This window comes from Pseudomonas sp. BGA-UO-ETr-WB11 (assembly GCF_059567785.1).
Map to the genome: position 1 here is coordinate 255,523 of NZ_JCAQOS010000003.1, position 23,758 is coordinate 279,280.

The 23,758-nt window shown below is 56.6% G+C and carries 19 protein-coding genes and 1 pseudogene; 7 read left to right on the forward strand and 13 right to left on the reverse strand.

Features of this window, described 5'->3' with window-relative positions; genetic code table 11:
• Positions 1–182: 182 nt before the first annotated feature.
• From AC56DI_RS02665 to AC56DI_RS02675, 3 genes are all read right to left on the reverse strand, one after another.
• Positions 183–1,313: a GGDEF domain-containing protein gene (locus AC56DI_RS02665; RefSeq protein WP_496344816.1), complete on the reverse strand. Its 1,131-nt coding sequence runs from the start codon at positions 1,311–1,313 to the stop codon at positions 183–185.
• Positions 1,314–1,643: 330 nt separating this feature from the next.
• On the reverse strand, positions 1,644–2,426 hold the full coding sequence (locus AC56DI_RS02670) for a substrate-binding periplasmic protein (RefSeq protein ID WP_496344817.1): 783 nt from the start codon (positions 2,424–2,426) through the stop codon (positions 1,644–1,646).
• A gap of 90 nt (positions 2,427–2,516) precedes the next feature.
• Entirely contained in the window at positions 2,517–3,413 is an 897-nt protein-coding gene (locus AC56DI_RS02675; RefSeq protein WP_496344818.1) for a LysR family transcriptional regulator, read from the reverse strand.
• Between the two features lie 123 nt (positions 3,414–3,536).
• On the opposite strand from AC56DI_RS02675, the gene AC56DI_RS02680 reads away from it, so the two are divergent.
• The 3 genes from AC56DI_RS02680 to AC56DI_RS02690 all read left to right on the forward strand — a co-directional run bounded on the left by AC56DI_RS02680 (position 3,537) and on the right by AC56DI_RS02690 (position 6,271).
• A complete protein-coding gene (locus tag AC56DI_RS02680) occupies positions 3,537–4,616 on the forward strand; it encodes a polyamine ABC transporter substrate-binding protein (RefSeq protein ID WP_496344819.1) in 1,080 nt (359 codons plus the stop codon).
• A 10-nt stretch (positions 4,617–4,626) separates the two neighbouring features.
• Positions 4,627–5,592 (forward strand): agmatinase, encoded by a 966-nt coding sequence (speB, locus tag AC56DI_RS02685; RefSeq protein WP_496344820.1) that lies wholly within the window; start codon positions 4,627–4,629, stop codon positions 5,590–5,592.
• A gap of 103 nt (positions 5,593–5,695) precedes the next feature.
• Complete coding sequence (locus AC56DI_RS02690) at positions 5,696–6,271, forward strand: DUF2780 domain-containing protein (protein WP_496344821.1); 576 nt, start codon at positions 5,696–5,698, stop codon at positions 6,269–6,271.
• Between the two features lie 283 nt (positions 6,272–6,554).
• On the opposite strand, the gene katG is transcribed toward AC56DI_RS02690, so the two are convergent.
• Positions 6,555–8,729, reverse strand: a complete 2,175-nt coding sequence (katG, locus tag AC56DI_RS02695; protein WP_496344822.1) for a catalase/peroxidase HPI — start codon at positions 8,727–8,729, stop codon at positions 6,555–6,557.
• 486 nt (positions 8,730–9,215) lie between these two features.
• Between katG and AC56DI_RS02700 the strand changes: the two genes are divergently transcribed.
• The 3 genes from AC56DI_RS02700 to AC56DI_RS02710 all read left to right on the forward strand — a co-directional run bounded on the left by AC56DI_RS02700 (position 9,216) and on the right by AC56DI_RS02710 (position 12,602).
• The gene (locus AC56DI_RS02700) at positions 9,216–10,079 is read left to right on the forward strand and encodes an MBL fold metallo-hydrolase (RefSeq protein ID WP_496344823.1); all 864 of its coding nucleotides are present in this window, start codon (positions 9,216–9,218) and stop codon (positions 10,077–10,079) included.
• Positions 10,080–10,139: 60 nt separating this feature from the next.
• A complete protein-coding gene (locus tag AC56DI_RS02705; protein ID WP_496344824.1) occupies positions 10,140–11,921 on the forward strand; it encodes a SulP family inorganic anion transporter in 1,782 nt (593 codons plus the stop codon).
• Positions 11,922–12,113: 192 nt separating this feature from the next.
• On the forward strand, positions 12,114–12,602 hold the full coding sequence (locus tag AC56DI_RS02710) for a Dps family protein (RefSeq protein WP_496344825.1): 489 nt from the start codon (positions 12,114–12,116) through the stop codon (positions 12,600–12,602).
• Between the two features lie 342 nt (positions 12,603–12,944).
• Here AC56DI_RS02710 and AC56DI_RS02715 read toward each other — a convergent pair whose 3' ends face one another.
• The 9 genes from AC56DI_RS02715 to AC56DI_RS02755 form a co-directional block, all read right to left on the reverse strand.
• Positions 12,945–13,187, reverse strand: a complete 243-nt coding sequence (locus AC56DI_RS02715) for a hypothetical protein (protein WP_496344826.1) — start codon at positions 13,185–13,187, stop codon at positions 12,945–12,947.
• Positions 13,188–13,214: 27 nt separating this feature from the next.
• The gene (locus AC56DI_RS02720) at positions 13,215–14,255 is read right to left on the reverse strand and encodes a hypothetical protein (RefSeq protein ID WP_496344827.1); all 1,041 of its coding nucleotides are present in this window, start codon (positions 14,253–14,255) and stop codon (positions 13,215–13,217) included.
• Between the two features lie 72 nt (positions 14,256–14,327).
• On the reverse strand, positions 14,328–15,944 hold the full coding sequence (locus AC56DI_RS02725; protein WP_496344828.1) for a restriction system-associated AAA family ATPase: 1,617 nt from the start codon (positions 15,942–15,944) through the stop codon (positions 14,328–14,330).
• Complete coding sequence (locus tag AC56DI_RS02730) at positions 15,941–17,515, reverse strand: restriction endonuclease subunit S (RefSeq protein WP_496344829.1); 1,575 nt, start codon at positions 17,513–17,515, stop codon at positions 15,941–15,943. The genes AC56DI_RS02725 and AC56DI_RS02730 overlap by 4 nt, the downstream gene beginning before the upstream one ends.
• A complete protein-coding gene (locus tag AC56DI_RS02735; RefSeq protein ID WP_496344830.1) occupies positions 17,508–19,055 on the reverse strand; it encodes a class I SAM-dependent DNA methyltransferase in 1,548 nt (515 codons plus the stop codon). Before AC56DI_RS02735 ends, AC56DI_RS02730 begins: the two co-directional genes overlap by 8 nt.
• 3 nt (positions 19,056–19,058) lie before the next feature.
• On the reverse strand, positions 19,059–20,213 hold the full coding sequence (locus AC56DI_RS02740) for a Fic family protein (protein ID WP_496344831.1): 1,155 nt from the start codon (positions 20,211–20,213) through the stop codon (positions 19,059–19,061).
• 922 nt (positions 20,214–21,135) lie between these two features.
• Positions 21,136–22,050 (reverse strand): restriction endonuclease, encoded by a 915-nt coding sequence (locus tag AC56DI_RS02745; protein ID WP_496344832.1) that lies wholly within the window; start codon positions 22,048–22,050, stop codon positions 21,136–21,138.
• Between the two features lie 47 nt (positions 22,051–22,097).
• The gene (locus AC56DI_RS02750) at positions 22,098–22,499 is read right to left on the reverse strand and encodes a lysozyme inhibitor LprI family protein (protein WP_496344833.1); all 402 of its coding nucleotides are present in this window, start codon (positions 22,497–22,499) and stop codon (positions 22,098–22,100) included.
• Between the two features lie 30 nt (positions 22,500–22,529).
• Entirely contained in the window at positions 22,530–23,300 is a 771-nt protein-coding gene (locus AC56DI_RS02755) for a nuclease-related domain-containing protein (RefSeq protein ID WP_496344834.1), read from the reverse strand.
• Between the two features lie 137 nt (positions 23,301–23,437).
• On the opposite strand from AC56DI_RS02755, the pseudogene AC56DI_RS02760 reads away from it, so the two are divergent.
• A pseudogene (locus tag AC56DI_RS02760) lies at positions 23,438–23,713 on the forward strand (type II toxin-antitoxin system HipA family toxin); the annotation flags it as partial.
• Between the last annotated feature and the right edge of the window lie 45 nt (positions 23,714–23,758).

The window sequence follows — 23,758 nt, forward strand, 5'->3', positions numbered from 1 at the left end:
CTCAGTTTGCCTTGGCTGTAAAATATGTCAAACAAATCAGTGTTCTTTGTTAAGAATATCCGACCATTGCAGCGTTGTAGGCACGTGGAGAATCACGCTGAAACGCTGGTGGCGCCTGATGTCTCTGTGCGTGTTGAGCGTATGGGCACCTTGGCTGAGCGGGCACGGAGGCGGGCTCTGGATCAGTCGATTTCCACGCGATTGCGGCCGCCGGCTTTGGCCCGGTACAACGCCTCGTCGGCGCGCTGATAGAGGCTGGTCGGGCTGTCGTCGGCTTGGCTGAAGCAGGCGCCGAGGCTGGCAGTCATTACCTGGGCCGGGTTCTTCAGGTGTTCGATGGCCAGCCCGCTGTGAATTTGTTGGCGGATGCTTTCGCAGACACTGGCTAAGTAGGTGCGGTCCGGGTTGTGCAGCACCAGGGCAAATTCCTCGCCGCCCAGGCGTGCGGCAAAATCCAGGCCCCGGCGCGCATTGCCGGCCAGGACGCCAGCAATGCGCTGCAGGGCGAGGTCACCGGCAGGGTGGCCGTAGAGGTCGTTGTAGGCCTTGAAGTGGTCGAGGTCGAGCATGATCAAGGCAATGCAATTGTGCTCGCGCTGAGCTTCCTGGAGGGCGCGTTGCAACAGCAGGTCAAAACTGCGGCGGTTATATAGCTGAGTCAGGCCGTCAGTGTCGGCCATGTTGCGCAGAGTGCGCTTGGTCAGGAAGAGCGTGCGCATCGAGTGTTCGTGGCAATACCCTGCTGCGCCCGCGGCAATGCTGGCCACCACCAGATAGGCCATTGACACGTGAAACTGTATCGACAGTGCATCGGCAGTCGCCAGGTATACCGCCACGTAGGTGAGCAACAGTGTGGCGAGGGCGAGATACAGGCTCTTGCGGTAGCTGTAACCAATAGGAAAGAAAATCACCATCTGGATCAGCATCATGCCTTCCAGGCCGAAGGGCAGTTGCATCTGTTCCACTACCGGCAGATACAGCACCGTGATTAGCAGCATGGCGAGACTGAGACTGCCCATGGCAATGGGGATCCAGAGGTCGCCGGTGGCCACATCAGGGGACTTCAGCACGCGGCTGGCAGCGAACACGATAATCAGCAGTGCGCACAGGCGCAGGACCATGGCCGGTAGGGTGATTGTGGGGCTGACCAAGTGCTGACTCAGCAGCAGATCAAAGCCGATAAAGGCCACGATGCTGAGCAGCAGCAGGACGATGGCTTTGTGGCGTGTCTGCTGATAGTTCTGGAAGGCAAAGCGCAGGTACTCAGCTTCCAGCTCGGGCGGGAAACGCCGCAGGGCAAGGCCCCATTTCAACGTTGCTGATTCCGCGCTGAGGTCATCGATAGGAGGCAATACGACGTGTGGTTGCATTGATGATCTCGCGGCGAGTCATGGGAATGAAGCCAGGGTGAGCGTTGGACTGCGGAACAATTGGCGTAAGTGAGGCCATTGCTGGGCATCATGCCATGTGCCGAGGGCAGGTTGGATCTGGGCCGGGTAAGCGACCTTTGTTGGCAAGGTTAGCTTCTGTTCCGTCATTGCGCCCGGCAGGTTCATTGAAGATGATGCCTCTGTCGGCACGCCTCCTGGCTTAGCATTTACTCGTTGCGGATGGTTAAACGGCTGCAGGGCATTCAGGGTTAGTTAATGCCGCACTTGGGCATCTTGTGGGATTTTTAGCCCCAGGCGCGCCTTCATATTTAACTCCAGTTCGGCAACGCGCCCGCTGGCCATGAGTCTGACCAGTTCTTCTTCGAATATTTTTGACAGGCGCTCGCCATCAGGATGATTTCTGGAAAAACTCAGCCAGAAGCCATCGAGGGAGATCATCCCGACGCGTTCGATTTCTGTGCCGAGTTTTTCGTCGAGAATCCGCAGCTGTCCTGGCAGGGTATTCATGATGATGAAGTCCACGCGACGCTTGATCAGCATGTTCAGTAAATAGGCATCGGATTGCGCCACCGCGCGTTCAATTTTCGGGTTCTCCATAAACTCGCTCGGATAGGTGTAGGCGTTAGTAATGCCCACGATGTGGTTTTCTAAATCGCGGCTGTTTAACTCCGGCTGAAAGCGGCCTCGTAGGGCAAAAATGGCTAAGCCTTCATGAAACATGGGGGTGGGGTGCCAAAAGAACTCATTGCGGTTGGCATCGGTAATGGTGACGTTGAAACAGGCCACGGCGTGGCCGGTTTGGGCGTAATGCAGGCAGCGGGAAAAAGGTACGGTAATAAACTCAACCGCAATGTCGCGGCGGGCAAAAATCTCGCGTACCAGCGCGGGGGTAAACCCTTCAGGTTCAGCGCTGTTGGCCTGCTTGGCCGAGTAGGGCGGCCAATCATCTTCAGCCGCAATCAAAATTTTTTCGGCATGAGCTGCAGTCATCAGTGCAGACAGAAGTGTTGCGAGCAAATAGCGCTGTATGTCCATGGGCGTCGCCTTTCGGTGCCGAGACGTTTTTCGCTGAGTGGTAATGAGTATAGGTAGGCACGCCCTGCGGTCATCTATCCAGACAAGTGGTCAGGCGCTGAAGGCCACGTGTAGGTCTTCAACCAGCGCCAGCTGCGCTTCGCTGGGCGCCCGGCCGCGGTGCTGGGCCAGGTGAAATTGCACCGTGAAGGCCAGCTCCTCTGGCCCCAGCGCTTTGAGCAAGCCGCGAGCCTGCCAGGGCGCGGCAATGTGTCGGGGCAGGTAGCCGATATGGGCGCCGGAGAGGATAAAACTCAGGCAGCCTTCCACCTGTTCGCTGCGCGCGCTGCTGCTGGTTGGCTGGAAGGGCTCGGCGGCGCTGATAAAGCGATACGGATGCAGCACGCCGTCGCAGGCGTCGAGTTGCGCCTGGCTGGGTTGCGCCACGTCGAACAGCGGATGGGCCTTGGCGCAATACAGGCGCTGTTGTTCGCTGAACAGCGGCTGGTAATCCAGGGTGTGCTGCTGCCCGGCGAAGTAGCCGATGGCGAGGTGCAACTGGTCTTGCAGCAGGCGCCGTTCCAGCTCCGCCGGCATGGCGCTGAGCAGTTCGATCTGCACCGCCTGGTTGCGCTGGCGAAAGCTGCCGATGGCAGCGGCTACTCGTTCCAGCACCTGAGCATCCAGGGCTTCTGACAAACCAATGCGCAGCTCGCCCAGCAACTTGTCGGCCATGCCCTGGGCTTCGCCCTTGAACTGCTCGATGGCAGCGAACAAGCGGCGCGTGGCGGCCAACACTTGCTCACCTTTGGGTGTCAGGCGAAACCCGGCCTTGCCGCGTTCGCACAGGCGATAGCCCAGGCGGGTCTCCAGCTTGGCCATTTGCGTGCTGATGGTCGACTGACCGATGCCCAGCTCGCCTTGCGCCGCGCTGAAGCCACCGCACTCCACCACGCAGACAAACAGACGCAGCAGTTGCAGGTCAAGATCGCGTAATTGGCTGAGCATGGGCACTCCTGGCGCGGGTTAAACATTGATGGCGATGAATGCCAAAGTAGCATGCTTCATATTTATCCGAAGCATGGCCCGGCGCAGGATGCCCTCAACCGTTGCTTGCCGAGGAGTGTTGCCATGCGTGCCGTGATTGCCGTGTTGTGCCTGGGGTTGGGGGTTGTCGCCCAGGCCGAAGAAAAACAATTGAACATCTACAGCTGGTCCGCCTATCTGCCGGAGCAAGCGTTGCAGCGCTTCAAGGACGAGACCGGTATTGCGGTCAAATACGACATCTTTGACAGCAGCGAAGCCCTGGAGAGCAAGCTGCTGACTGGCGCCAGTGGCTACGATGTGGTGTTCCCCTCATCCGGCGGATTGGCCCGGGCGATCAAGGCCAAGGCGTTGCAGCCGGTGCAGCGCGAGCAACTGCCACATTTCGCCAATCTGGATGCCGAACTGCTCGGCAAGCTGGCCAGCGCCGACCCCGGCAACCAGTACGGCGTGCCTTACACCTGGGGCACTGTGGGCTTGGGCATCAACAAGCAGGCGCTGGCAAAGCGCATCCCCAATGCGCCGTTGAACAGCCTCGACCTGCTGTTCAAACCCGAGTACGCCAGCCGGTTGAAAGACTGTGGTATCGCCATGCTCGATTCGCCCCAGGAGGTAATCAGCGTTGCGCTCAATTACCTCGGCTTCAAACCCTACAGCACAACCGCCAGTGAGCTGGCGCAGGTGCAGACGCTGCTCGCCCAACTGCAGCCGAACATTCGTTACGTCGCCACGGGCCGGCACATCAACGACCTGGCCAAAGGCGAGGTGTGCCTGGCCCTGACCTATAGCGGTGATGCCGCCATGGCCGCCGCGCGTGCTCAGGAAAGCCAGCAAGCCTTCGAGGTGATCTACCGCATCCCCCGTGAGGGCACGCTGTTGTGGTTCGACACCCTGGCCATCCCGGTGGATGCGCCGCACCCCCAGGCTGCCCACGCGTTTATCGACTACATGCTGCGTCCGGAGGCGATTGCCGAGCTGACCAACAGTGTGTTCTTCGCCAACGCCAACCGCGAGGCCACGGCTCTGGTTGACGCGGCAGTCAGTGGTGACCCCGATATCTATCCCGATCAGGCGCTGCGCGAGCGCTTGTTCACCGAAGAGTTACTGCCGCTGCGCAGCCAGCGTGAGCGCACGCGACTCTGGACCACCTTCCGTACACACTATTAAGGAGCTGACCATGGAAGCTTTTCAGGGCAACGACCAGGCCATGACCCGTACCAGCCTGTACGGCACCTATTCCGAAGCGACCTACGCCGGCGTCACCAGCTTTATGCGCCGGCGCTACAGCCGCGATCTGACGGGCGTGGATGTGGTGGTCAGCGGTGTGCCGTTCGACACCGCTGCCACCAATCGACCGGGCACCCGCTTTGGCCCGCGGGCGATCCGCGCGGCATCGGTCACCAGCGCCTGGGAACGGCACTGGCCGTGGGAGTTCGATCCCTTCGATCACCTGGCGGTAATCGATTATGGCGATTGCGACTTCGACCACAGCCAGCCCCAGCAGACCCCGGCGGCGATCGAAGCGCATGCCGACATCATCCTCGCTGCCGGTTGCGCCATGCTCACCCTGGGCGGCGACCACTTCATCAGTTACCCGCTGCTCAAGGCCCATGCCAAGCAGCACGGCACGCTGTCGCTGGTGCACTTCGACGCCCACAGCGACACCTGGCCGGATACCGACGAAGGCCCGCAAGGCATCAACCACGGCACCATGTTTTATTACGCCGCCAAGCAGGGCCTGGTCGATCCGGCGCGCTCGGTACAGATCGGCCTGCGCACCACCAACGATGACGTCATGGGCTTTCAGGTGCTGGACGCCCGCCAGGTGCACCGCTGCAGCCCCGAGCAGATCGCCGAGCTGATCCGGGCGCGGGTTGGCGATAATCCGGTGTACCTGACCTTCGACATCGACTGCCTGGACCCGGCCTATGCGCCCGGTACCGGCACCCCTGTGCCGGGTGGCCTGAGCAGCCATCAGGCCCTGGAAATTCTCCGTGCCCTGCGCGGGATCAACTTGGTGGGCATGGACGTGGTGGAAGTTTCGCCACCCTACGACCACGCCGAAGTCACGGCCCTGGCGGCCTCTTATGTGGCCATGGAGATGCTCTGTCTATACGCTGCCCGGCATAAAGTGCCCGCGTGATAATCGCGCCTGAGTGGGAACATCCGCCCAGGCGCAGCAGTCCAACGGCGGGTGCACCGGCTCGCCAGTCTGGCGGCGACTTAATTCTTTTGAGGTTTTAACGATGAAAACTGCCCACCGCCTGTTACTGCTCGGCGCCCTGTCGATGACCACGTTTCCGGCCCTGGCGTTTAGCTTGAGCGACGCCGCCAATGTGGTCTCGGCAGCCGGCGGCGCCAATGCGGGCGGGGAGGCCGCGAACCTGTTGGGTAACCCGCAGAGCCTGGAGTTGTTGCAGGCTCTGAGCAGCCTCAAGCTCAGCCCGCAACAGGCGCTGGGCGGCACGGGCGCGTTGCTTGGCCTCGCGAAAAATCAATTGCCGAGCGCTGAATACAACCAGCTGAATCAAAGCATTCCCGGTTTGAACAAGCTGGAAGGCAGCAACGGCCTGCAGCAACTGAATGGCCTCAGCGGCCTGCTGGGCAAATCGGCGGGCGCACCGCTCAGCGCCGAAGCCACGGCGGCGCTGAGCAACGTCAACAACACCCAGCAGCTCAATCAGGCCTTTAGCGCCTTGGGCATGGACAGCGGCATGATCGGCCAGATCGCGCCCTTGCTGCTGCAGTACTTCGGTCAGCAAGGCGTGCAAGGCGCATTGCTTAACAGCCTGGGCAGCGTCTGGGGTGTTAGCGGCGCTTGATGGTGTGCAGTGGGCAGTAACGGAAAAGCTGCGCAGAGCTGTTCACTTAACGCGCCACAGGCGTAGCCCGGATTTCATCCGGGCTACAGGAAGGCTGTTCACTTAAGGATGGGATGGCCGCGATCAGCCCCTCGGGCAAAAGCTTCGCGGTCAAGACCGCTCCCACGGATTCTGTAGGCATCAGCAGCTCGTTGTAGGCGCGTTTGAAGTCACGTCTACAGCGAGTACCTTCGGTGTGTGACAAAGCGTCCCCCGCGCGCCCTGCGGCGCGCGGGGGTGGCGCTTACGTGAGGTCGAAGCGGTCGGCGTTCATCACCTTGGTCCAGGCGGCCACGAAGTCCTGAACGAACTTCTCGCGGTTATCGTCCTGGGCGTAGACCTCGGCGTAGGCACGCAGGATTGAGTTGGAACCGAACACCAGATCGACGCGTGTGGCTGTCCATTTGGTGGCACCGCTCTTACGTTCGACAATGGCGTAGCTGTTACGTCCGGTGGGTTTCCAGTTGTAGGCCATGTCGGTCAGGTTGACGAAGAAGTCGTTGCTCAGCACTCCGACCCGATCGGTGAACACGCCATGTTGGCTGCCGCCATGGTTGGTGCCCAGTACACGCATACCGCCGACCAGTGCGGTCATTTCCGCTGCCGTCAGGCCCATCAGTTGCGCGCGGTCGAGGAGCATCTCTTCGGGTTGCACCACGTAGTGCTGCTTTTGCCAGTTACGGAAGCCGTCGTGCAGCGGCTCCAGCACGTCGAATGACTCGACATCGGTGTGTTCCTGGCTGGCATCACCACGCCCGGCTGCAAACGGCACCTTGACGGTCACGCCAGCGGCTTTGGCGGCTTCTTCGATGGCCAGGTTGCCACCCAGCACGATCACATCAGCAACGCTGGCACCGGTTTCGCTGGCGATTTTTTCATACACCGCTAACACCTTGGCCAGACGCGCCGGCTCGTTGCCGTCCCAGTCCTTCTGTGGGGCCAGACGAATGCGTGCACCGTTGGCGCCACCACGTTTGTCCGAGTGACGGAACGTGCGGGCGCTGTCCCACGCGGTGCTGGCACGTTCGCTGATGGACAGCCCGCTGGCGGCAATTTTCGCCGCCACGGCAGCCACATCGTAATCGCTGCGACCGGCTGGCACCGGGTCTTGCCAGATGAGGTCTTCCGCTGGCACATCCGGGCCCAAATAACGGGCTTTAGGGCCCATGTCGCGGTGGGTCAGTTTGAACCAGGCGCGGGCGAACACGTCCGAGAAATAGGCCGGATCGTTGTAGAACCGCTCGGAGATTTTGCGGTACTCCGGGTCCATCTTCATCGCCATGTCGGCGTCGGTCATGATCGGATTCAAGCGAATGCTCGGATCTTCCACGTCCACCGGTTTGTCTTCTTCCTTGATATTGATCGGCTCCCACTGCGAGGCACCGGCCGGGCTCTTTTTCAGCTCCCAGTCGTAGTTGAGCAGCAGGTGGAAGTAGCCGTTGTCCCACTGGGTCGGGTTGGTGGTCCAGGCCCCTTCAATGCCGCTGGTCACGGTGTCGCGGCCTACGCCACGGCTGACGTGGTTGTTCCAGCCCAGGCCTTGTTCTTCAATGTCCGCACCCTCTGGCTCAGGGCCGAGGTTCTTCGCATTGCCATTACCGTGCGCTTTCCCCACGGTGTGACCACCGGCGGTCAGGGCCACGGTTTCTTCGTCATTCATGGCCATGCGGGCGAAGGTAATGCGCACGTCATGGGCGGTTTTCAGCGGGTCGGACTTGCCATCCACGCCTTCTGGGTTGACGTAAATCAGGCCCATCATCACGGCTGCCAGCGGGTTGGCCAGGTCACGCTCACCAGAGTAGCGGCTGCCTTCGCTGCCGGTTGGCGCCAGCCATTGTTTTTCCGAACCCCAGTAGATGTCTTTTTCCGGGTGCCAGATGTCCTCGCGGCCAAAGGCGAAACCGAAAGTCTTCAGGCCCATGGACTCATACGCGATGGTGCCGGCCAGGGCCAGCAGGTCAGCCCAGCTGACGCTGTTGCCGTACTTTTTCTTGATCGGCCAGAGTAGGCGACGGGCTTTGTCCAGGTTGGCGTTATCCGGCCAGGAGTTGAGCGGGGCAAAACGCTGGCTGCCACTGCCAGCACCGCCACGGCCGTCGGCGATGCGGTAAGTACCCGCCGCGTGCCAGGTCAGGCGAATCATCAGGCCGCCGTAGTGGCCCCAGTCTGCCGGCCACCAATCCTGGCTGTCGGTCATCAGCGCGGTGAGGTCGCGTTTCAGGGCAGCCACATCGAGTTTTTTCACCGCCTCGCGGTAGTCAAAGCCGTGTCCCAGCGGATTGGTCTTGCTGTCGTGCTGGTGCAGGATGTCGAGGTTGAGGGCGTTCGGCCACCACGCCATGCTCGTCTGACTCGATGAGGTGTTGCCGCCATGCATTACAGGGCATTGGCCGGCGGTGTTTGGGGTTTTCGGATCCATAGCAAACTCCCGGAGTTTTCCGTGGATCAGCTCAACAGCATGTGCTGGAGGCTGATCGGGTTTACCGCTGGCGACGGTGTCAGCCAGCGGTCATTAGCTCGTTATCAACGCTAGCAGATGATGACTGCTTGCCACGCCGAGGGGAGATTGAGAATGGCTATAGGGTCGTTAGCCATTCTTGTAGCGCTATTTCGCGGCGGTTTGCAGCATCTGCATCATGTCCGCGCCGGGCACCGGATCGACCTTCACCAGCCCCCCGAGAAAACTCCACAGGCCCGTCATTTTTTCACCCCGTGGGCAGGGCTTTGCGGGTCACGTTAGCGCACCTGCCTGCCCGCGATGAGTCTGCCAGGCGCGTCGTTACTGTGGCTTGCCACAGCCGCTCGTCCTCACGCTATTCGTTTTTATTCTAAGTATGCAGCGGAAAAAACAGTTACGATTTATCTTAATTGAATACCCCCATGGGTATGCTAATGGAGCCAGATCATGCAGCCCCACGTCGAAGTTTTTTTTGACCCTGCCACCTTTACCTACAGCTACGTCGTGACCGACCCGACGAGTAAGCGCTGCGCCATCATCGACTCGGTGCTCGACTACGATCCCGCTGCTGGGCGGACCTCCTACGCGAGTGCAGATCGTTTGATCGCCTATGTCCGCGAGCAGCACCTACAGGTGGACTGGCTGCTGGAAACCCATGTGCACGCCGACCATCTGTCCGCCGCGCCGTATCTCAAGCGTGAGTTAGGTGGGCAGTTGGCCATTGGGGAAAACATCACCGTTGTGCAGAACACCTTTGGCAAGCTGTTCAACGCTGGCAGCGAGTTCGCCACCGATGGCCGCCAGTTCGATCACCTGTTCAAGGATGGCGACACCTTCCAGATCGGTAGCCTGGAGGCCCGTGCCATTCACACTCCCGGCCACACGCCGGCGTGCATGACCTACCTGATCGGCGATGCCGGCTTTGTCGGCGACACCTTGTTTATGCCCGACTACGGCACAGCGCGTTGCGACTTTCCGGGTGGTGATGCGCGCACGCTGTTCCAGTCGATCCATAGGTTGTTCAGCCTGCCGGATGACACGCGCCTGTTCATGTGCCACGACTACAAAGCCCCTGGACGCGATGATTTCCGCTTTCAGACCACCGTTGCCGAGCAGCGCGCACACAACGTGCACGTGCATGAAGGCATTGGTGAGGCCGAGTTCGTGGCTATGCGCAGCGCCCGCGACGCCACGCTCGGTATGCCGATGCTGATCCTGCCGTCGGTGCAGGTGAACATGCGCGCCGGCCAGCTGCCGCCCGCAGAAGCGAACGGCACCCGCTACCTGAAAATCCCCCTCGATGTGCTCTGAGGCGCCTGCAATGAGCGTGCTCAAACGCCAGCCCCGCGGCCTCGCTGAGGAAACAGTCCAATGAACCTGCGCCGTTGGCTGCCCTGCCTGGACTGGGGGCGGCGTTATAACCGGGCTACCGCCAGCCAGGATGGCCTGGCGGCGCTGATCGTCACCCTGATGCTGATCCCGCAGAGCCTGGCGTACGCCATGCTCGCCGGTTTGCCGCCGGTCACGGGGTTGTATGCGAGCATCCTGCCGCTGTTGGCCTATGCGTTATTCGGTTCCAGCCGGGCGCTGGCCGTGGGGCCTGTGGCGGTGGTTTCGCTGATGACTGCCGCCGCGCTGGGCCCGCTGTTTCCTGCCGGCAGCGCGGCATACATCGGTGCGGCGATGTTGCTGGCCATGCTCTCGGGCCTGATCCTCAGCCTCATGGCCGTCATGCGCCTGGGCTTTCTCGCCAACTTCCTCAGTCACCCGGTGATTTCCGGCTTTATTAGTGCCTCGGGCATTCTCATCGCCTGCGGTCAGCTCAAGCACATCCTCGGCGTCTCGGCCTCTGGCGAAAGCCTGCTGCAGATCGTGCCGGCGCTGGTGCGCGCGCTCCCGCATACACAGGGTGCGACCCTGCTGATCGGTGTGCTTAGCCTGGCCTGGTTATGGTGGGCACGCGGGCGCCTCAAACCGCTGCTGCAGCGCCTGGGCCTGTCTGCACAGGGCGCCGGCAACCTGGCCAAGGCGGGGCCGGTGCTGGCGATTATCGTCGCCATTGTCGCCGTGTCTGTTCTGCAGTTGCAGCAGGCCGGGGTCAAGGTGGTGGGCGTCATTCCTCAGGGGCTGCCAGGGTTGGTGCTGCCCACGCTGGATCTGCAGTTGGCGCTGCAACTGCTGCCGGCGGCGCTGTTGATCAGCTTGGTGGGCTTTGTCGAGTCTGTTTCCGTCGGCCAAACCCTGGCCGCCAAACGCCGCCAGCGCATCGAGCCGGACAGCGAATTGCTCGGCCTGGGCGCGGCCAACCTGAGCGCGGCGTTCAGTGGCGGCTTCCCAGTTACCGGCGGCTTCGCCCGTTCGGTGGTCAATTATGACGCCGGGGCGCAAACGCCCATGGCCGGGGTTTTTACCGCCATCGGCATCGGCCTGAGCGTCATGCTGCTGACGCCCTTGCTGCACAATTTGCCCCAAGCCGTATTGGCGGCAACCATCATCGTGGCTGTGCTGAGCCTGGTTGATCTGGGGTCGCTCAAGCGTACCTGGCGCTATTCGCCCCAGGACGGCGCGGCGCAAGCAGCCACCCTGCTCGGGGTGCTGCTGATCGGCGTGGAGGTCGGCATTTTGCTGGGTGTCGGCCTGTCGCTGCTGTTGTTCCTATGGCGCACCAGCAAGCCGCACATGGCCGTGGTGGGTCAGGTGCCGGGCAGCGAGCACTTTCGCAATGTCGAGCGTTTTGCCGTGGTCGAGTCGCCCAGCGTGTTGTCGTTACGGGTGGATGAGAGTCTGTACTTTCCCAATGCGCGCTTCCTTGAAGAACGCATTGGCGAACTGATCGCCGCCAGGCCGCAGGTTCGGCATCTGGTGCTGATGTGCCCTGGCGTCAACCTGATCGACGCCAGTGCCCTCGACTCGCTGGACGCCATTGTCGAGCGCCTGGCGGCGGCTGGCGTGCAGCTGCACCTGTCCGAGGTCAAAGGGCCGGTGATGGACCAACTCAAGCGCTCCGACTTCCTGCAGCGGTTTGGCGGCCAGGTGTTTATCAGCCAATTCCAAGCCCTGAAAACCCTCGCCCCGCAGGTCGCCCTGGAGACCCTGGAGCACGGGCGGGAAGCACCGCACGTACACCCACCCGCAGTGCACCATCACGGATAACAATTGCCCGTCATGCTGGGCTTGGCGCGGCCGTTGGCTCTATGCTTTTTGTGCTATCACATGCAGTCACACCTGAAACCGCTCTTCATGGCCCGCAGGCGTCGGTAACGCTTGGTCTGCACATCGCTTTGCCGTGATGATGGTGTCAGGTACACCGTTGGGCCGAGCCCACTTTTCGACAAGGAAAACACCATGGCTGGCAAAAAAATCAAGGAAATCGACATCGGCCTCAGCGCGACTGAGCGCGCCGACATCGTCAAAGGCTTGTCCGGTCTGCTGGCCGACAGCTACACCCTCTACCTGATGACCCACAACTTCCATTGGAACGTCAAAGGCCCGCAGTTCAACAGCCTGCATCAGATGTTCATGCTGCAATACACCGAACAGTGGAATGCCCTGGACATGATCGCAGAGCGAATCCGCGCCCTCGGCCATCCGGCCCCCGGCACTTACAAAGAGTTCGTCAAGCTGGCCTCCATCAAAGAGGTCGAGGGTGTACCGAAAGCCGACGACATGGTTCGCCACCTCGTCGCCGCCCAGGAAGCCACCGCCCGCACGGCGCGCAAACTCTTCCCCGTGGTCAGCGCCGCCGACGACCAACCCACGGCAGACCTGCTCACCCAACGCCTTGAAGTCCACGAAAAAACCGCCTGGATGCTGCGCAGCCTGCTGGAGGAATAACCTCGAAGTAGGCCGAAGCTAAAAGCGCATTTGACCTCCCAGTAGAAACAAAAAAGCCCCGCATAACGGGGCTTTTTAATGGGTGGGCCTGCTCGGACTTGAACCGTGGACCAAAGGATTATGAGTTGCCTGGAAACGCTGCAAGCCCAGTGAAATCGGGCGTAGCTTAGCGCAGGTACAGTTAGCTGAAAGTATCGTCGTAGAGCTGGTTAAGCGTAATTTAGCGAAAACTGTAAAAGCTGGGCAGTGTACCGCCAGCGTACTGTTTTTTGTACCGCGAAACGGTCAGGTTTTCTCCTCCGCAGGGCCGTGTCTACTACTAAGTTTCTAGATGACAAAAGGTTAATGGTTCTGACTGTAACCGGACCCAGGTAATGAAAATCCCTCAGCGGGCGGCAGGCGGAGCCAGCCCAGTACCCGTGACTGCTCGATATGCCAGCGGCCCTCGCGTTGGATCAGCGCCAGATTCTCTCTGGAGCTGCCGAAGGGGCCTGAGTTTTGCTGGGCGATTTGCCAAATGTTGTTGTCGACACTGGCAATAATTGCAACGTGACCGTAGCGGTTGAGCAGTGAAGGAGCGAACACCAGCAGGTTGTTGAAGTGACCGCATGGTTAAGCTACGTCATCTAACGATACGCCCAGTACCGCATCTCGGATGAGCTTAACAATTCGCTCATTATCTTCGTCGTAGAGCTTAAGAAGAAGGCTGAAGACTAATGGCTCAAGAAAGCCGGCAAGGCCAGTACTAGGATTGTCTGCCTTGTCTTCTTGATAGAATTGAAGATGCTCTCTGACTTGGTCTGAAGTAGAGTTGGCGTGAATTTTTCCTCTTCTTCGCTCTTTAGCGCATTTTTGGGAAAAGCCGCTTAGCCATTTATCAAAATATTGATCGAGCACATCGCGTTTATATCGAGTGCGGATAGAAAAGACGTTGTCCCAAGTTTCTGATTCCTCCGTGGATGACAGAAAATCAATTTCCCACTGGAATCTTATCGGTGAGCTGTCTAGGATTAGTACTGATGAATATAATGAAATGTCTGGAGGTGCGCAGTTGTAAGGGTTGAACGCCTTTCTTCTGGTGTTGTTACTCCCTATTATTATGTTGGTACCTTTCTTATAGTCACGATTGCAGCACCTGCACATAGGGGTCAGATTGCGCATGTTTGTAGCTGCAAAAGGGTAGATGCTTTTTGCTAGATAATGATCTTGATCTTGCGCCGTTTCTTCAGGATTCATAATTCGTTCAATTCCGCAAAAAGAGCAAATTTTGTCGGGTAGTGAGTCAAATATGATTTTGTATTGATTCTCTCTTATGCTCAGGTCTGTCAATTTCTCAAAGCAAAATACGAATAGTTCTTTTGCTGCTGTATGTACCTTCGGATAAGATTTGTTTATCAGCTTGATCTGCTCTGTGCCGTTGAGTAGATTTTCTATCTCGTTTTGGCTGGCCATAGCCTTCAATATTGTTTGTCTTCGTTTTTGCGTCAGCTTGCAAACTTCATCTTTGTATTTAAATAGACGATCGCGGATGCCCGTAAGGCTTTTGATTGCATCTATTTTTTCTTCTGCGACGGAGTTTTCAACTATATTCAACCAGACATCGTGACTGTTCTCTATAGTCTCTCCTGCGTCGAGTTTTTCATGGACGAGCATAATGATATTTGTTATGGCGTCATGAAGCCAGTTTTCTTGCGTGGATACGATTGGATAACATTTTCGCATAAATTAGCTTTCCTTAGCTTTTAACATCCTAAGTCTGTCTGCCAAATACATGCGTTCGACAGAATCGCCAAGGTTTCCAATTGCGGTCCTAATCTCGTCAATGTTTTCTGATTTTAATAGGCTTTCTATTTCTAGTTTCGGGATGTTGGAAATCGGAGGCGAAATATCGAAACATTCTTCAAGGATGGTATCAAATGTGCTGCCATAGGTTTGAATGTTTGGGTTGCGGGCTGAGATTTCGCCCGTTTCAATATTCTTCTTAAATATTAAAACGTTGTCGCTGCTCATGTCTGATGGCACGAATGGAGAGTGTGTGGTTAGTAAGCAGTCTTGTCGACTTGCGAGCGAATTAGCAGAGCGCTTGCCTTCATTTGTGCAGTTAATTTTTGAGGTGGTTGGTAAATTTAATATTTTTGAAATGAACTCTACTCGCCACTTGGGGTTGAAGTGACTTTCTGGTTCGTCCAGTAGAAATAGAACATTTGGGAAGGAAGCCATGCATAACGTGCCTAGCAGTTGAGTGAGCTGGTGCTCTCCGTCAGATAACGAGACGTAATCTACTGGGTGCTCACTTTTTTGCGATAGAAACTCCACTCGCTCAAAACGGAATATTTTCTGTCGCTCCATCGGTTCAGGTAAACGAGATGCAAACCGTCTTTGCTCAACGCCTTTTGCAAAAGCATCTCTGTCCTGTTTTTGAATTACTAGGTCATTCAGCATCGCTAGCTTGTGAAAACACGAGTAAAGCTCTAATGCGCCTCCCTTCCAATAGTTTGAGAAGGCCTTATGAGTGGCATCTTGAACAAGAAAGTCAAATGTATAAGAAAATGACTTTTCGTCATAATTGTAACAAGTGGCGCAGGATTTCAAGTAGTCAATGTACTGGTGAAGCTCGTCGGTTAACTTAACTGTTTTAGTAGCTGAAGTGCCGTACTTGAGCTGTATAATGCAGCGAAAAGATCTCAGTTTTTTTAAATTGGGTTCTTGTATAAGGTGATCGCGGACATTTGTAGGGTTGAGGAGTAAATTTGCGATCAATACTTCTAGGTTTGTGCTGTAGTCGATAAGCAGCATCCTAGAGTCTGCAATTGGTAAAGATACTTTTTTTTCATCGAGAGCATTCAGGCTGACTTGCTTGGCGTAGCCTGCACGGCTAACAAAGAATGGGATGCTAAGTGTTTCATTGTCGCCAGAGGTGTAGCCGATAACTTTAGAAGGCAGCAGTTGTTCAATTTCAGATATGGTTTCTACTTTTACCCAGCTGCCATTTTCTGATTTTTCGATAAGGATGGTGGATGCTTTTCTTCCATCTTTTTTGCGTTGAATCTTTACTTTTTGGTCTTCATTTTTTTCACTCTTAATAAGGTATTCGAGTTCAAATTGTATCTGCGTATTTGGTGTTCCTTGCTCTTCGCGTGGTAAGTAGTGTGCGAATACTGCTTGGAATATTTCCGCAATTATTTGCAGTACCTGTGACTTGCCTGCACCGTTAGGGCCAATTAAACAGATTGGTGAGAAGCTGTCGGTGTCGAATTTGCCGCTTCTAAATATAACTTGTACGCCATTTAGCAGTCCGCCGCAGGTGTTAGCATCGATAATAGCTAGTCGTATTAGCTTCATCTGATCACCTTAGTGAAAATAATTGATTTTGTATTTTTGTCGAAATCTTGTTTGAAGGCTGGGTTTTCATCATGCAGCGAATCAAATAGACAGTCCTTCAGTAGTTCGTAGTCTGCGCTTAATGAGTTTTTAAGATCTTCGAAAGAAAATATCGCTTTGGGATGGTTTAATACCCATGCGGTTAACTCATCTTTAGTTAGCTTATTCATGTTGTTTTTCTTTGATGTCGTTCGCGTGGATTTTGGTTTGTTTTTGTTTGTTTCACGTGCCGCTTTAATTTTTGCCAGTAACGCATCTGCCGAATTTTTTCCACTGACTAGATCGGGATTAGCAGCCCGCCATTCGGCGGTGAGTTCGCCGCTAAAGGCTTTTGAGAAGACACTTTGTGTCAAATAGTCAATACGGGTCTTGGCCGAGGTGATTTTTTTTTCCAATTTGAAGGAGGAAGCGAAGAGTTCCTCGACGCGACGGACAATTTCGGTTTGTTCTGCATGTGGAGGGCAAGAGATATCCATTTCTTTCAAAACAGATGCTTTGATGCCTTTGACGGTAGTACCAGTTGCCTTTTCTAAGAGCTCTTCTTGAAAATGAGATGATTGCAGCTCTATGGCAACGTATTTTGAGTTGACTTCGTTAATGAACTGCATGCAAATAGCCCGCTGAGCCAGTGCAAATTTTTCGCTTATATCAATTACTGCAACGTTGCCCAGAGGGGCTTCTGTTGTAATTAAAACATCTCCGACATTTGGTACTCCTCTGGTCATCCATGCTTCGTAGTCATCGGAGCGAATATATTCTCTTGGTTCTCTTGAAATATAACCTTGGCGGATATTTTTCGCCGTTATCAAAGGAATGCCAGAGTCCACCTTGATAGGTGTTTTTCCTCTGTAGTCGATAAAACGAGCAATAGAACCGAGTTTATAAGTTGTGGTTTCAGCGGGTAGGCTGATTTGTGCACGCCAATCCGCTGTCAACCGTCCGGAAACCGCTGCCGCGAGGACGGATTGCCGAAAGCGTTTGAGCAGGACAAGAATGGAGTCGATGCGAGCTTTGAGGGAGTCGACCAGTGCCAGCAGCTCGTCGACTTTTTGGGCAATGTAGGTTTGTTCGGCGACAGGCGGCAAAGGAAGTTGAAGCTCCTTCAGCTGTTTTAAGGTGATGCCTTTAACTGTAGTACCAGTGCCCATCGAGTTGATTTCTTTGGACATACTGCGATACCAGTAATCGAAGTACCGGATATTAACTAGCTCTACCTCCAAAAAAACAGCCTTAAGGTCTTGGTTGATGGCTGTCGCAAAACTGGCAACTACAATTTTCCCTAGCCCCATTCTTGTGCAGACGATAGGGGTTCCAGCTGGTATTAGCTTGCTGGAGCAGGACTGAAGAGCAGCCTCCGTAATTTTGTCCTTTGTGTCGGAGGGGCGATAAGTCTTCATATCCTTTACGGTCATAAAGGGAATGTCGCCTTTGAAATTCTCGGCGATATTTTTAGGTGGTGTACCTCCACCCTGAATATCAACTGCGACGTAGCCTAGGTTGGTTGTCATCCACTCCTTTGGAAACTCACTCATCCCGAGTCGCCTGCGCCACCGTTAACCCCATCACTTCTGCCATCAACTGTTTCTGCACCGCAACTTCATCTCCAGCCCCCAGCGCGTTCATCAGTTCTTCCAGCTCATGCAGTGCCTCGGCCAGTTCGACCATGGTTTCTCCGGCCAGCACTTCTGGGGTGGGTAGATCGGCGGCATCCAGCCTGTTGGCATCCTTGAGCCAGCTAATATCCATCGAGTCACCGCGATCGCGGATTTGCTCGCGGGAAAATACGCGGAAACGGCTGTTTTCGCCGATGCCCTCGACATTTTCGGCGCGCGCGCTGCTTCCGTTGGGGTCGGTACCGTAGGCGTCCTCGAAGGGCTTGAGGTACTGTGCGTCGAATGGTGTTCGCTTGCCAAAGCTGGGCATATTGCTGCGCAGGTCATATACCCATACTCGCCGGGTGCAGCCGTGTTTTTGGCGTGGGTTGTCGGTGGTGCCTTTCTGAAAAAACAGAACGTTAGTCTTGACGCCTTGGGCGTAGAAAATGCCTGTGGGTAGACGAAGGATGGTGTGAAGGTTGCATTTTTCCATCAGATCGTGGCGCACCTCGGCACCGACGCCGGCTTCGAATAACACGTTGTCTGGTAGCACCACGGCAGCGCGACCACCGGGCTTAAGGCTATGGTAGATGTGCTGGAGAAAGGCCAATTGTTTGTTGCTGGTCTTGTAGGTGAGGTCGCCACGAGTCGGGGCACCTCCGCCCTTAGCAGTGCCGAACGGAGGGTTGGAAAGAATTAGGTCGGCTTTGGGTAGACTCATTCCGGCCCGGCTGAGGGTATTGCCCAGCCGTACTACGCCTTCGGCGTTGCCTTCCATACCGTGCAACAGACAGTTCATCAGCGCTAGACGGCGGGTTCCAGGTACTAGTTCGACGCCGACGAAGGCGAGATTGCGTTGGAAGTGGCGGGCTTTATCATCCAGATCAGAGTGATCATTTGTGTTTTGCTTGATGTAGGCGTCGGCAGCAATGAGAAAGCCTGCAGTTCCTGCCGCCGGATCTTGGATTACTTCGCCCGCTCTGGGGCGTATGACGCGGATGATGCTGTCGATCAACGAGCGCTTCGTGAAATATTGCCCAGCACCGGACTTGGTTTCGCTTGCGTTCTTTTCTAACAGCCCTTCGTAGAGGTCGCCTAGGCCATCCTGGCGGGCATTAAACCAGTTGATGGCGTCCAGGCTCTTGATGAGATGGTCAAAGTGGCGTGGCTCTTTAATACGGGTCTGAGCATCGGCATAGATTTCGGCGATTATCGGATCGCTGCTTTTGCCCAGACCTAGCAACATCTGCCTGTAATGGCTCAGTCGGATGTGTCCGGCCTTACCAGTGAGGTCTGACCAGCGGCAGCCGTCCGGCAACTTATGTTCAAAGCTGGCGTTATTCTGCACCTGCTCGTATTCCATCTTAATGAACAGCAGCAGAACCAGTTCAGTAACGTAGTCGCTGTAGTTGATCCCATCGTCGCGCAGTACGTCGCACAGGCTCCAGAGTTTTTGGACGATGTCGGTGTTGGTCATGGTTTACTCGGTGTCTAGGCCAGGCAAGAAGCTGCCGGGCTGGTTGATCTGATAACGGGTGCTGCGGCCTCCGCCGGGCAGGCGCCGCAGGCAGCCTTTCTCCAGCAGGTCGCTCAAATGCCGAGTGGCGGTGGCCTTCGAGACCTGCGCCACGCTTTGGTACTGTGCAGCGCTTATACCTTCCTCGAAGCCATTCTCGCCCCCGTCAAGCAGTCGATTGAGTACTTTGATCTGTTCGGCGGGGAGCGAGTCTGTTCGGTGTGTTTGCCAAAAGCGCGCCTTGGCCAAAACTCGGTCAATTCGGGCAAGCGCTTGCTCCAAACTCTTGAGTAGTGTCGCGAGAAACCACTGCAGCCAGGAGGTGATATCCAGGCTGCCTTTCTGGCTTGCTTCGAGGATGCGGTAATAGCGGGCCCGGTCGTCGAGGATGCTCGCCGACATGGCGTAAAAGCGGATGGCCTGCTGCTCGCCCTGTGCCAGTGCCATATCGGTAATGGCGCGGGTAAGGCGACCGTTACCGTCATCGAAGGGGTGCAGGGTGACGAACCAGAAATGGGCAATGCCGGCGCGCAATAACGGGTCGAGACCGGTCTCGTTGCGGCTACTCTCGAACCAGGTGAGGAAATCTGCGAGCTGTTCTTCTAGTCCCACGCGCGGTGGGGCTTCAAAATGCACGATGGGGCGGTCGACTCTGCCGGAAACAACCTGCATGGGCTCTTCGCCGCGTAGCGTGCCAACCCGTAACGGGCGAGCCAGCAGGTTATCGTCACTAGGGAACAGCCAGCAGTGCCAGCGATATAGCCTCTGTTGGTCAAGCGACGGTTGGTGTGCGCTGGTGGCATCGAGCAGCAATTCCGCTAGGCCTTCGGAGCGTGCGCTGACTCGGCCTTCTTCGCTGATTCCCAAACGCCTTGCCAGGGAGGAGCGCACTGAGCCGACATTCAGTTGCTCACCCTCGATAGCTGATGAGGTGACTATGTTCTGTAGCAGGGCATCTAGGCTGCTCTGCGCCTCGGTATCGCTACCGACAGCACCGAGCATGCCAAGCAAATGCCCCTGGGCCTGAGTGCAGGCGCGCAGCAGCGGGGCAAGCGGTTCGGCTTGCCAGCTGAAGTGTGGCCAGTTGGGCTGCTGCCAAATCCAGAAGGGGTGATTCATGGGCTTGCTCATCTGTGAGCCGATTAGCGGGTCTATTCGGCTCATTAAGTGAGCCGATAATGCCGGCTATTCGGCTCATTGTCTAATCCTCAAGCCGGGTTGTTTGGCTTGATGAGCGCGCCTGGTCAGGGGCGTTGATCCAGCGCTTGCAGGTGTATCAGTACTTCTTCCCGAGGTTGAGGGAAGAAAATCCAGTTCTTGTACTGAACAAACCACCGTCTTTTGTTCTTCAAGTGAGGCGGCTATTGGTGTGGAGTGGACTCAATGAGCTGAGGAATTTCTGAGGGGGGCGCGAATGCAGGTGAAATGCAATGCACCAAAGGCCCTTCTGCTTGAGGGTAAGGCCAAGATCTACGCGTCCATCCGGAGCGTACCCATGTACAAGCTCAGATCGCGATTGACGGGCATATGGGCGACGTCCGAGCACCTTGTGGAACATTCGTTGGTCTAGGAAGGCCACTTGACTTGAGGTTGTTCCGTGAGGTGTTACGCCGAGCTTCTCCACTGCGCCGTGAGACCTATTTACTTTTCGAGGTACGAGGGCCAATAGAGTGTAAGGAAGACTAATCCTGCCCGCGAGGTTGCGAGCTAGGACATGATCAATGTCGAAACTGGGGTGGGCACCAAACAGTTTCTGTGCAAGATGGCGGTATCCGCTGTAGGAGTAGTGGACATATAAATAGTATCCACCTTTAGCTTCAATGCAGAACGCTTGGTTAGGTGAGACCTTCCCCACACGGTAGGCACACCCGCACGAATGGGTGGCAATATCGGCAAAGCTGAGTCCTCCCACGATTGTGTCAGATGGGGCAAGCCCGCTCGCCAGCGTCCCCATGCCGCGTAACGAGCTTGGTGGATTGGCCTTATTTAAGTCGATCATGATTACTGGCCATTAATGGTGCCGGGAGGGTTCTAGGTTGCCTTATTCTTCATCGAAATAATCACTGTCGAGCTTTGGCAACTTTAGTAGGCGCGACGTTACTCCGACCTCGTGATCCATCATCAAATTGACCAGTCGACGGCCATCAACCAGCACCATGCCTTCCACGGAGCGGGAGAAGTCGATTGCCTGGGCGGTAAAGCCTGAGGTGGTAATAAACACGCCGCGCTTGGCCTTTTGCCCTGCAAGAGCGCCATAGAAGGCTTGCAACTCTGGTCGGCCAACCGTGCCCTGCCAGCGCTTTGCTTGGACGTAGACCTTTTCCAGGCCCAGCTTGTCGAGTGAGATCACGCCATCGATGCCGCCATCACCGCTGCCGCCAACACGCTGCAGATCGTTGCGGCTAGCGCCGTAGCCAAGGCTATGCAGCACATCCAGCACGATGACTTCAAAGCGGTTAGGGCTGACTTGCAGGAGGCTATCCAGCAGGTCTGCAGCTGTTGCCTCGCGTAGCTCACGTAGAGCCTGCTCCAGGCGATCGTCAGGGCTAACAGTGGCTGAGCTAAGCGCCGGCTGCTCTTGCCCATCGAGTGGGACAGCATCAGTCGGGGTATTGAGTTTTACATTCATAAAGCCGATGGCGAGCTGTTCGATCTTATCCGCAGTTAGAGAGGCGGGGTGCTGGGCGGCATAGGTAATGCCTGTGTCAGTCAGCTTCCAGTACCCACGTTTGGCGCTGCTGGACAAACCGGCGCGCTTGAGACGGTCATGGGCCCAGCCTGCGCGGTTTTTGTAGATGGCCTGGCCGCTGGCAATCAGCTCCTGGCGCTGTGCCTCCGACAGATTCAGTGCATCAGCCGCGGCTTCATGGGCGTCGCGTGCTGTCGCGCCTTCGGGCTTGGCGGCCAGGTAGCGCAGGATCGGTTCAATGAACTGGTCGTAGGTAGGGACGGACATTGCAGCTCCAGGCGCAGGGTGAATATGTCGTTAGGATTGGTCTGTAGTTACAGGCTTGGCTCGGCCAATCGCGCAAGGTCATCGGCACGCTGCTTGGTCATATCCAGAAAGCACGAAGCGCTGTTAATACGGTCGATGCTGCCGCCCGTGAGGTTGCCGAGCAGGGCGCAGTCGGCATCGCGAAACTTGAGCCATAGTCGCTGGGCGTCTCGCAGTTGGTTTTGCTGGCCTTTATCCAGCGCCTGCATGGCGGCCTTGTAGTTCTGATTTAGGCGGGCGTCGTGCTGCTCGGTTTCGCTGCCCATGCAATCGAGCATATTCATGGTCACGCCGCCGGAGGCATCCATGCAGCTGGTGTAGGTTGCGCTGTAGCCATCGTCTGCCGCACTCACGCTAAGGCTGATGGCTGTTAAGGCGATGGTCAGTAAACGGTGTTTGATTGACTGCATGATGAGCATCCTGCGTATCACTAGAGGGTGTCAGAGGTTTTGCACGGTGCGGCATTTAGGGAAGGTTGAGCAGCCCCAGAATTGTTGGCCGGCATTGGTCCCTGTTTTACGGGTGCGAATAACCAGGGCACTGCCGCATTTCGGGCATTGCCGCTCGGCAGTCGGATCACTACGGCGTTTGAGGTTTTGCACATGCTCGCGCTGGGTGGCGAGCGTCGGCGCTCGGCGGCCGGTTTGCAGGGCTTTCACCATGGCGCTGACTTCAGTCTCGCTAAATACCCGCTGCTGGAATGACTTGATGTAGCGGATAAAGCCGATGCCCTCGGTCACGTTGGCCGGCACTTCGGTTTTGAAGGTGCTGCCGCCGACAAAGGTGATAACCGAATGCAGGTGCTCGGGGTTTACGCCAAGGGTGGCTTCTAGGGCTTTGAGGTGTTTGTAGTTCTGCCGCAGCGGGTTCTGGAATTTGAAGGTGCGTTTGTAGAGCTTCTGCGTCCACTGCGCCTGCTTCTCGCTGCCGAAGATCCAGCCGCTCATGTTCTTCGTTTCCAGCACGAAGATGCCGTAGGGCGAGAGGAATACGTGGTCGATCTGTGTGGTGCCGTCTGGCGTGTTCAGGGTGACATTGTGCAGGCGGCGGTAGGTCTGCTTATTCAACTGCCAATGGGCAAACAGCCGCACCAAGAGTTCGCCAATATGGCCCTTGGCCCAAGGCGACTTGAGCAGGCCAACCAGCAGCATCAGCGGGATAAACCAGCTAAACGTGCCCCAGACCTGGGCAATGATCGGAGTGAAATCCATCTCTCAACTATCCGTAATCCTTCGATATTTCGGATAGTACCGAAAGTGAGGGTAATTTGACGAACGTATTCAATAACGACATTCGGCTTATTGCGTGAGCCGAGTAGTTCGGCCATTCGGCTCACAAACCCCTCAGCGCACCGGCCTACGATATCGCCAACACCACGGCCTACATTCCAGAGGATGTATTGGCGTTGGATCTTGTCGGCAATAAGTCGCTGTTTGCCTCGCGCCAAGGGCTCCTGGACTTCGCTAAGGTCTGCGATGTGGCGCGCCCAGAAGACGTGATCCGCGAGCAGTTGAGTGCGCTGGAGCGCGTGCTGGCTCGCTCAACTGAGCTGGGCGAGCAGGCTCCGCATGTGGTCGCGGCGATCAGGCGATGTGCTGCACCGTTCATCCAGACCTTTGCTTAGTGCGCGTTTAGTTAGCAATTGAAGGGCGTTGGTAGCTGATCGGGG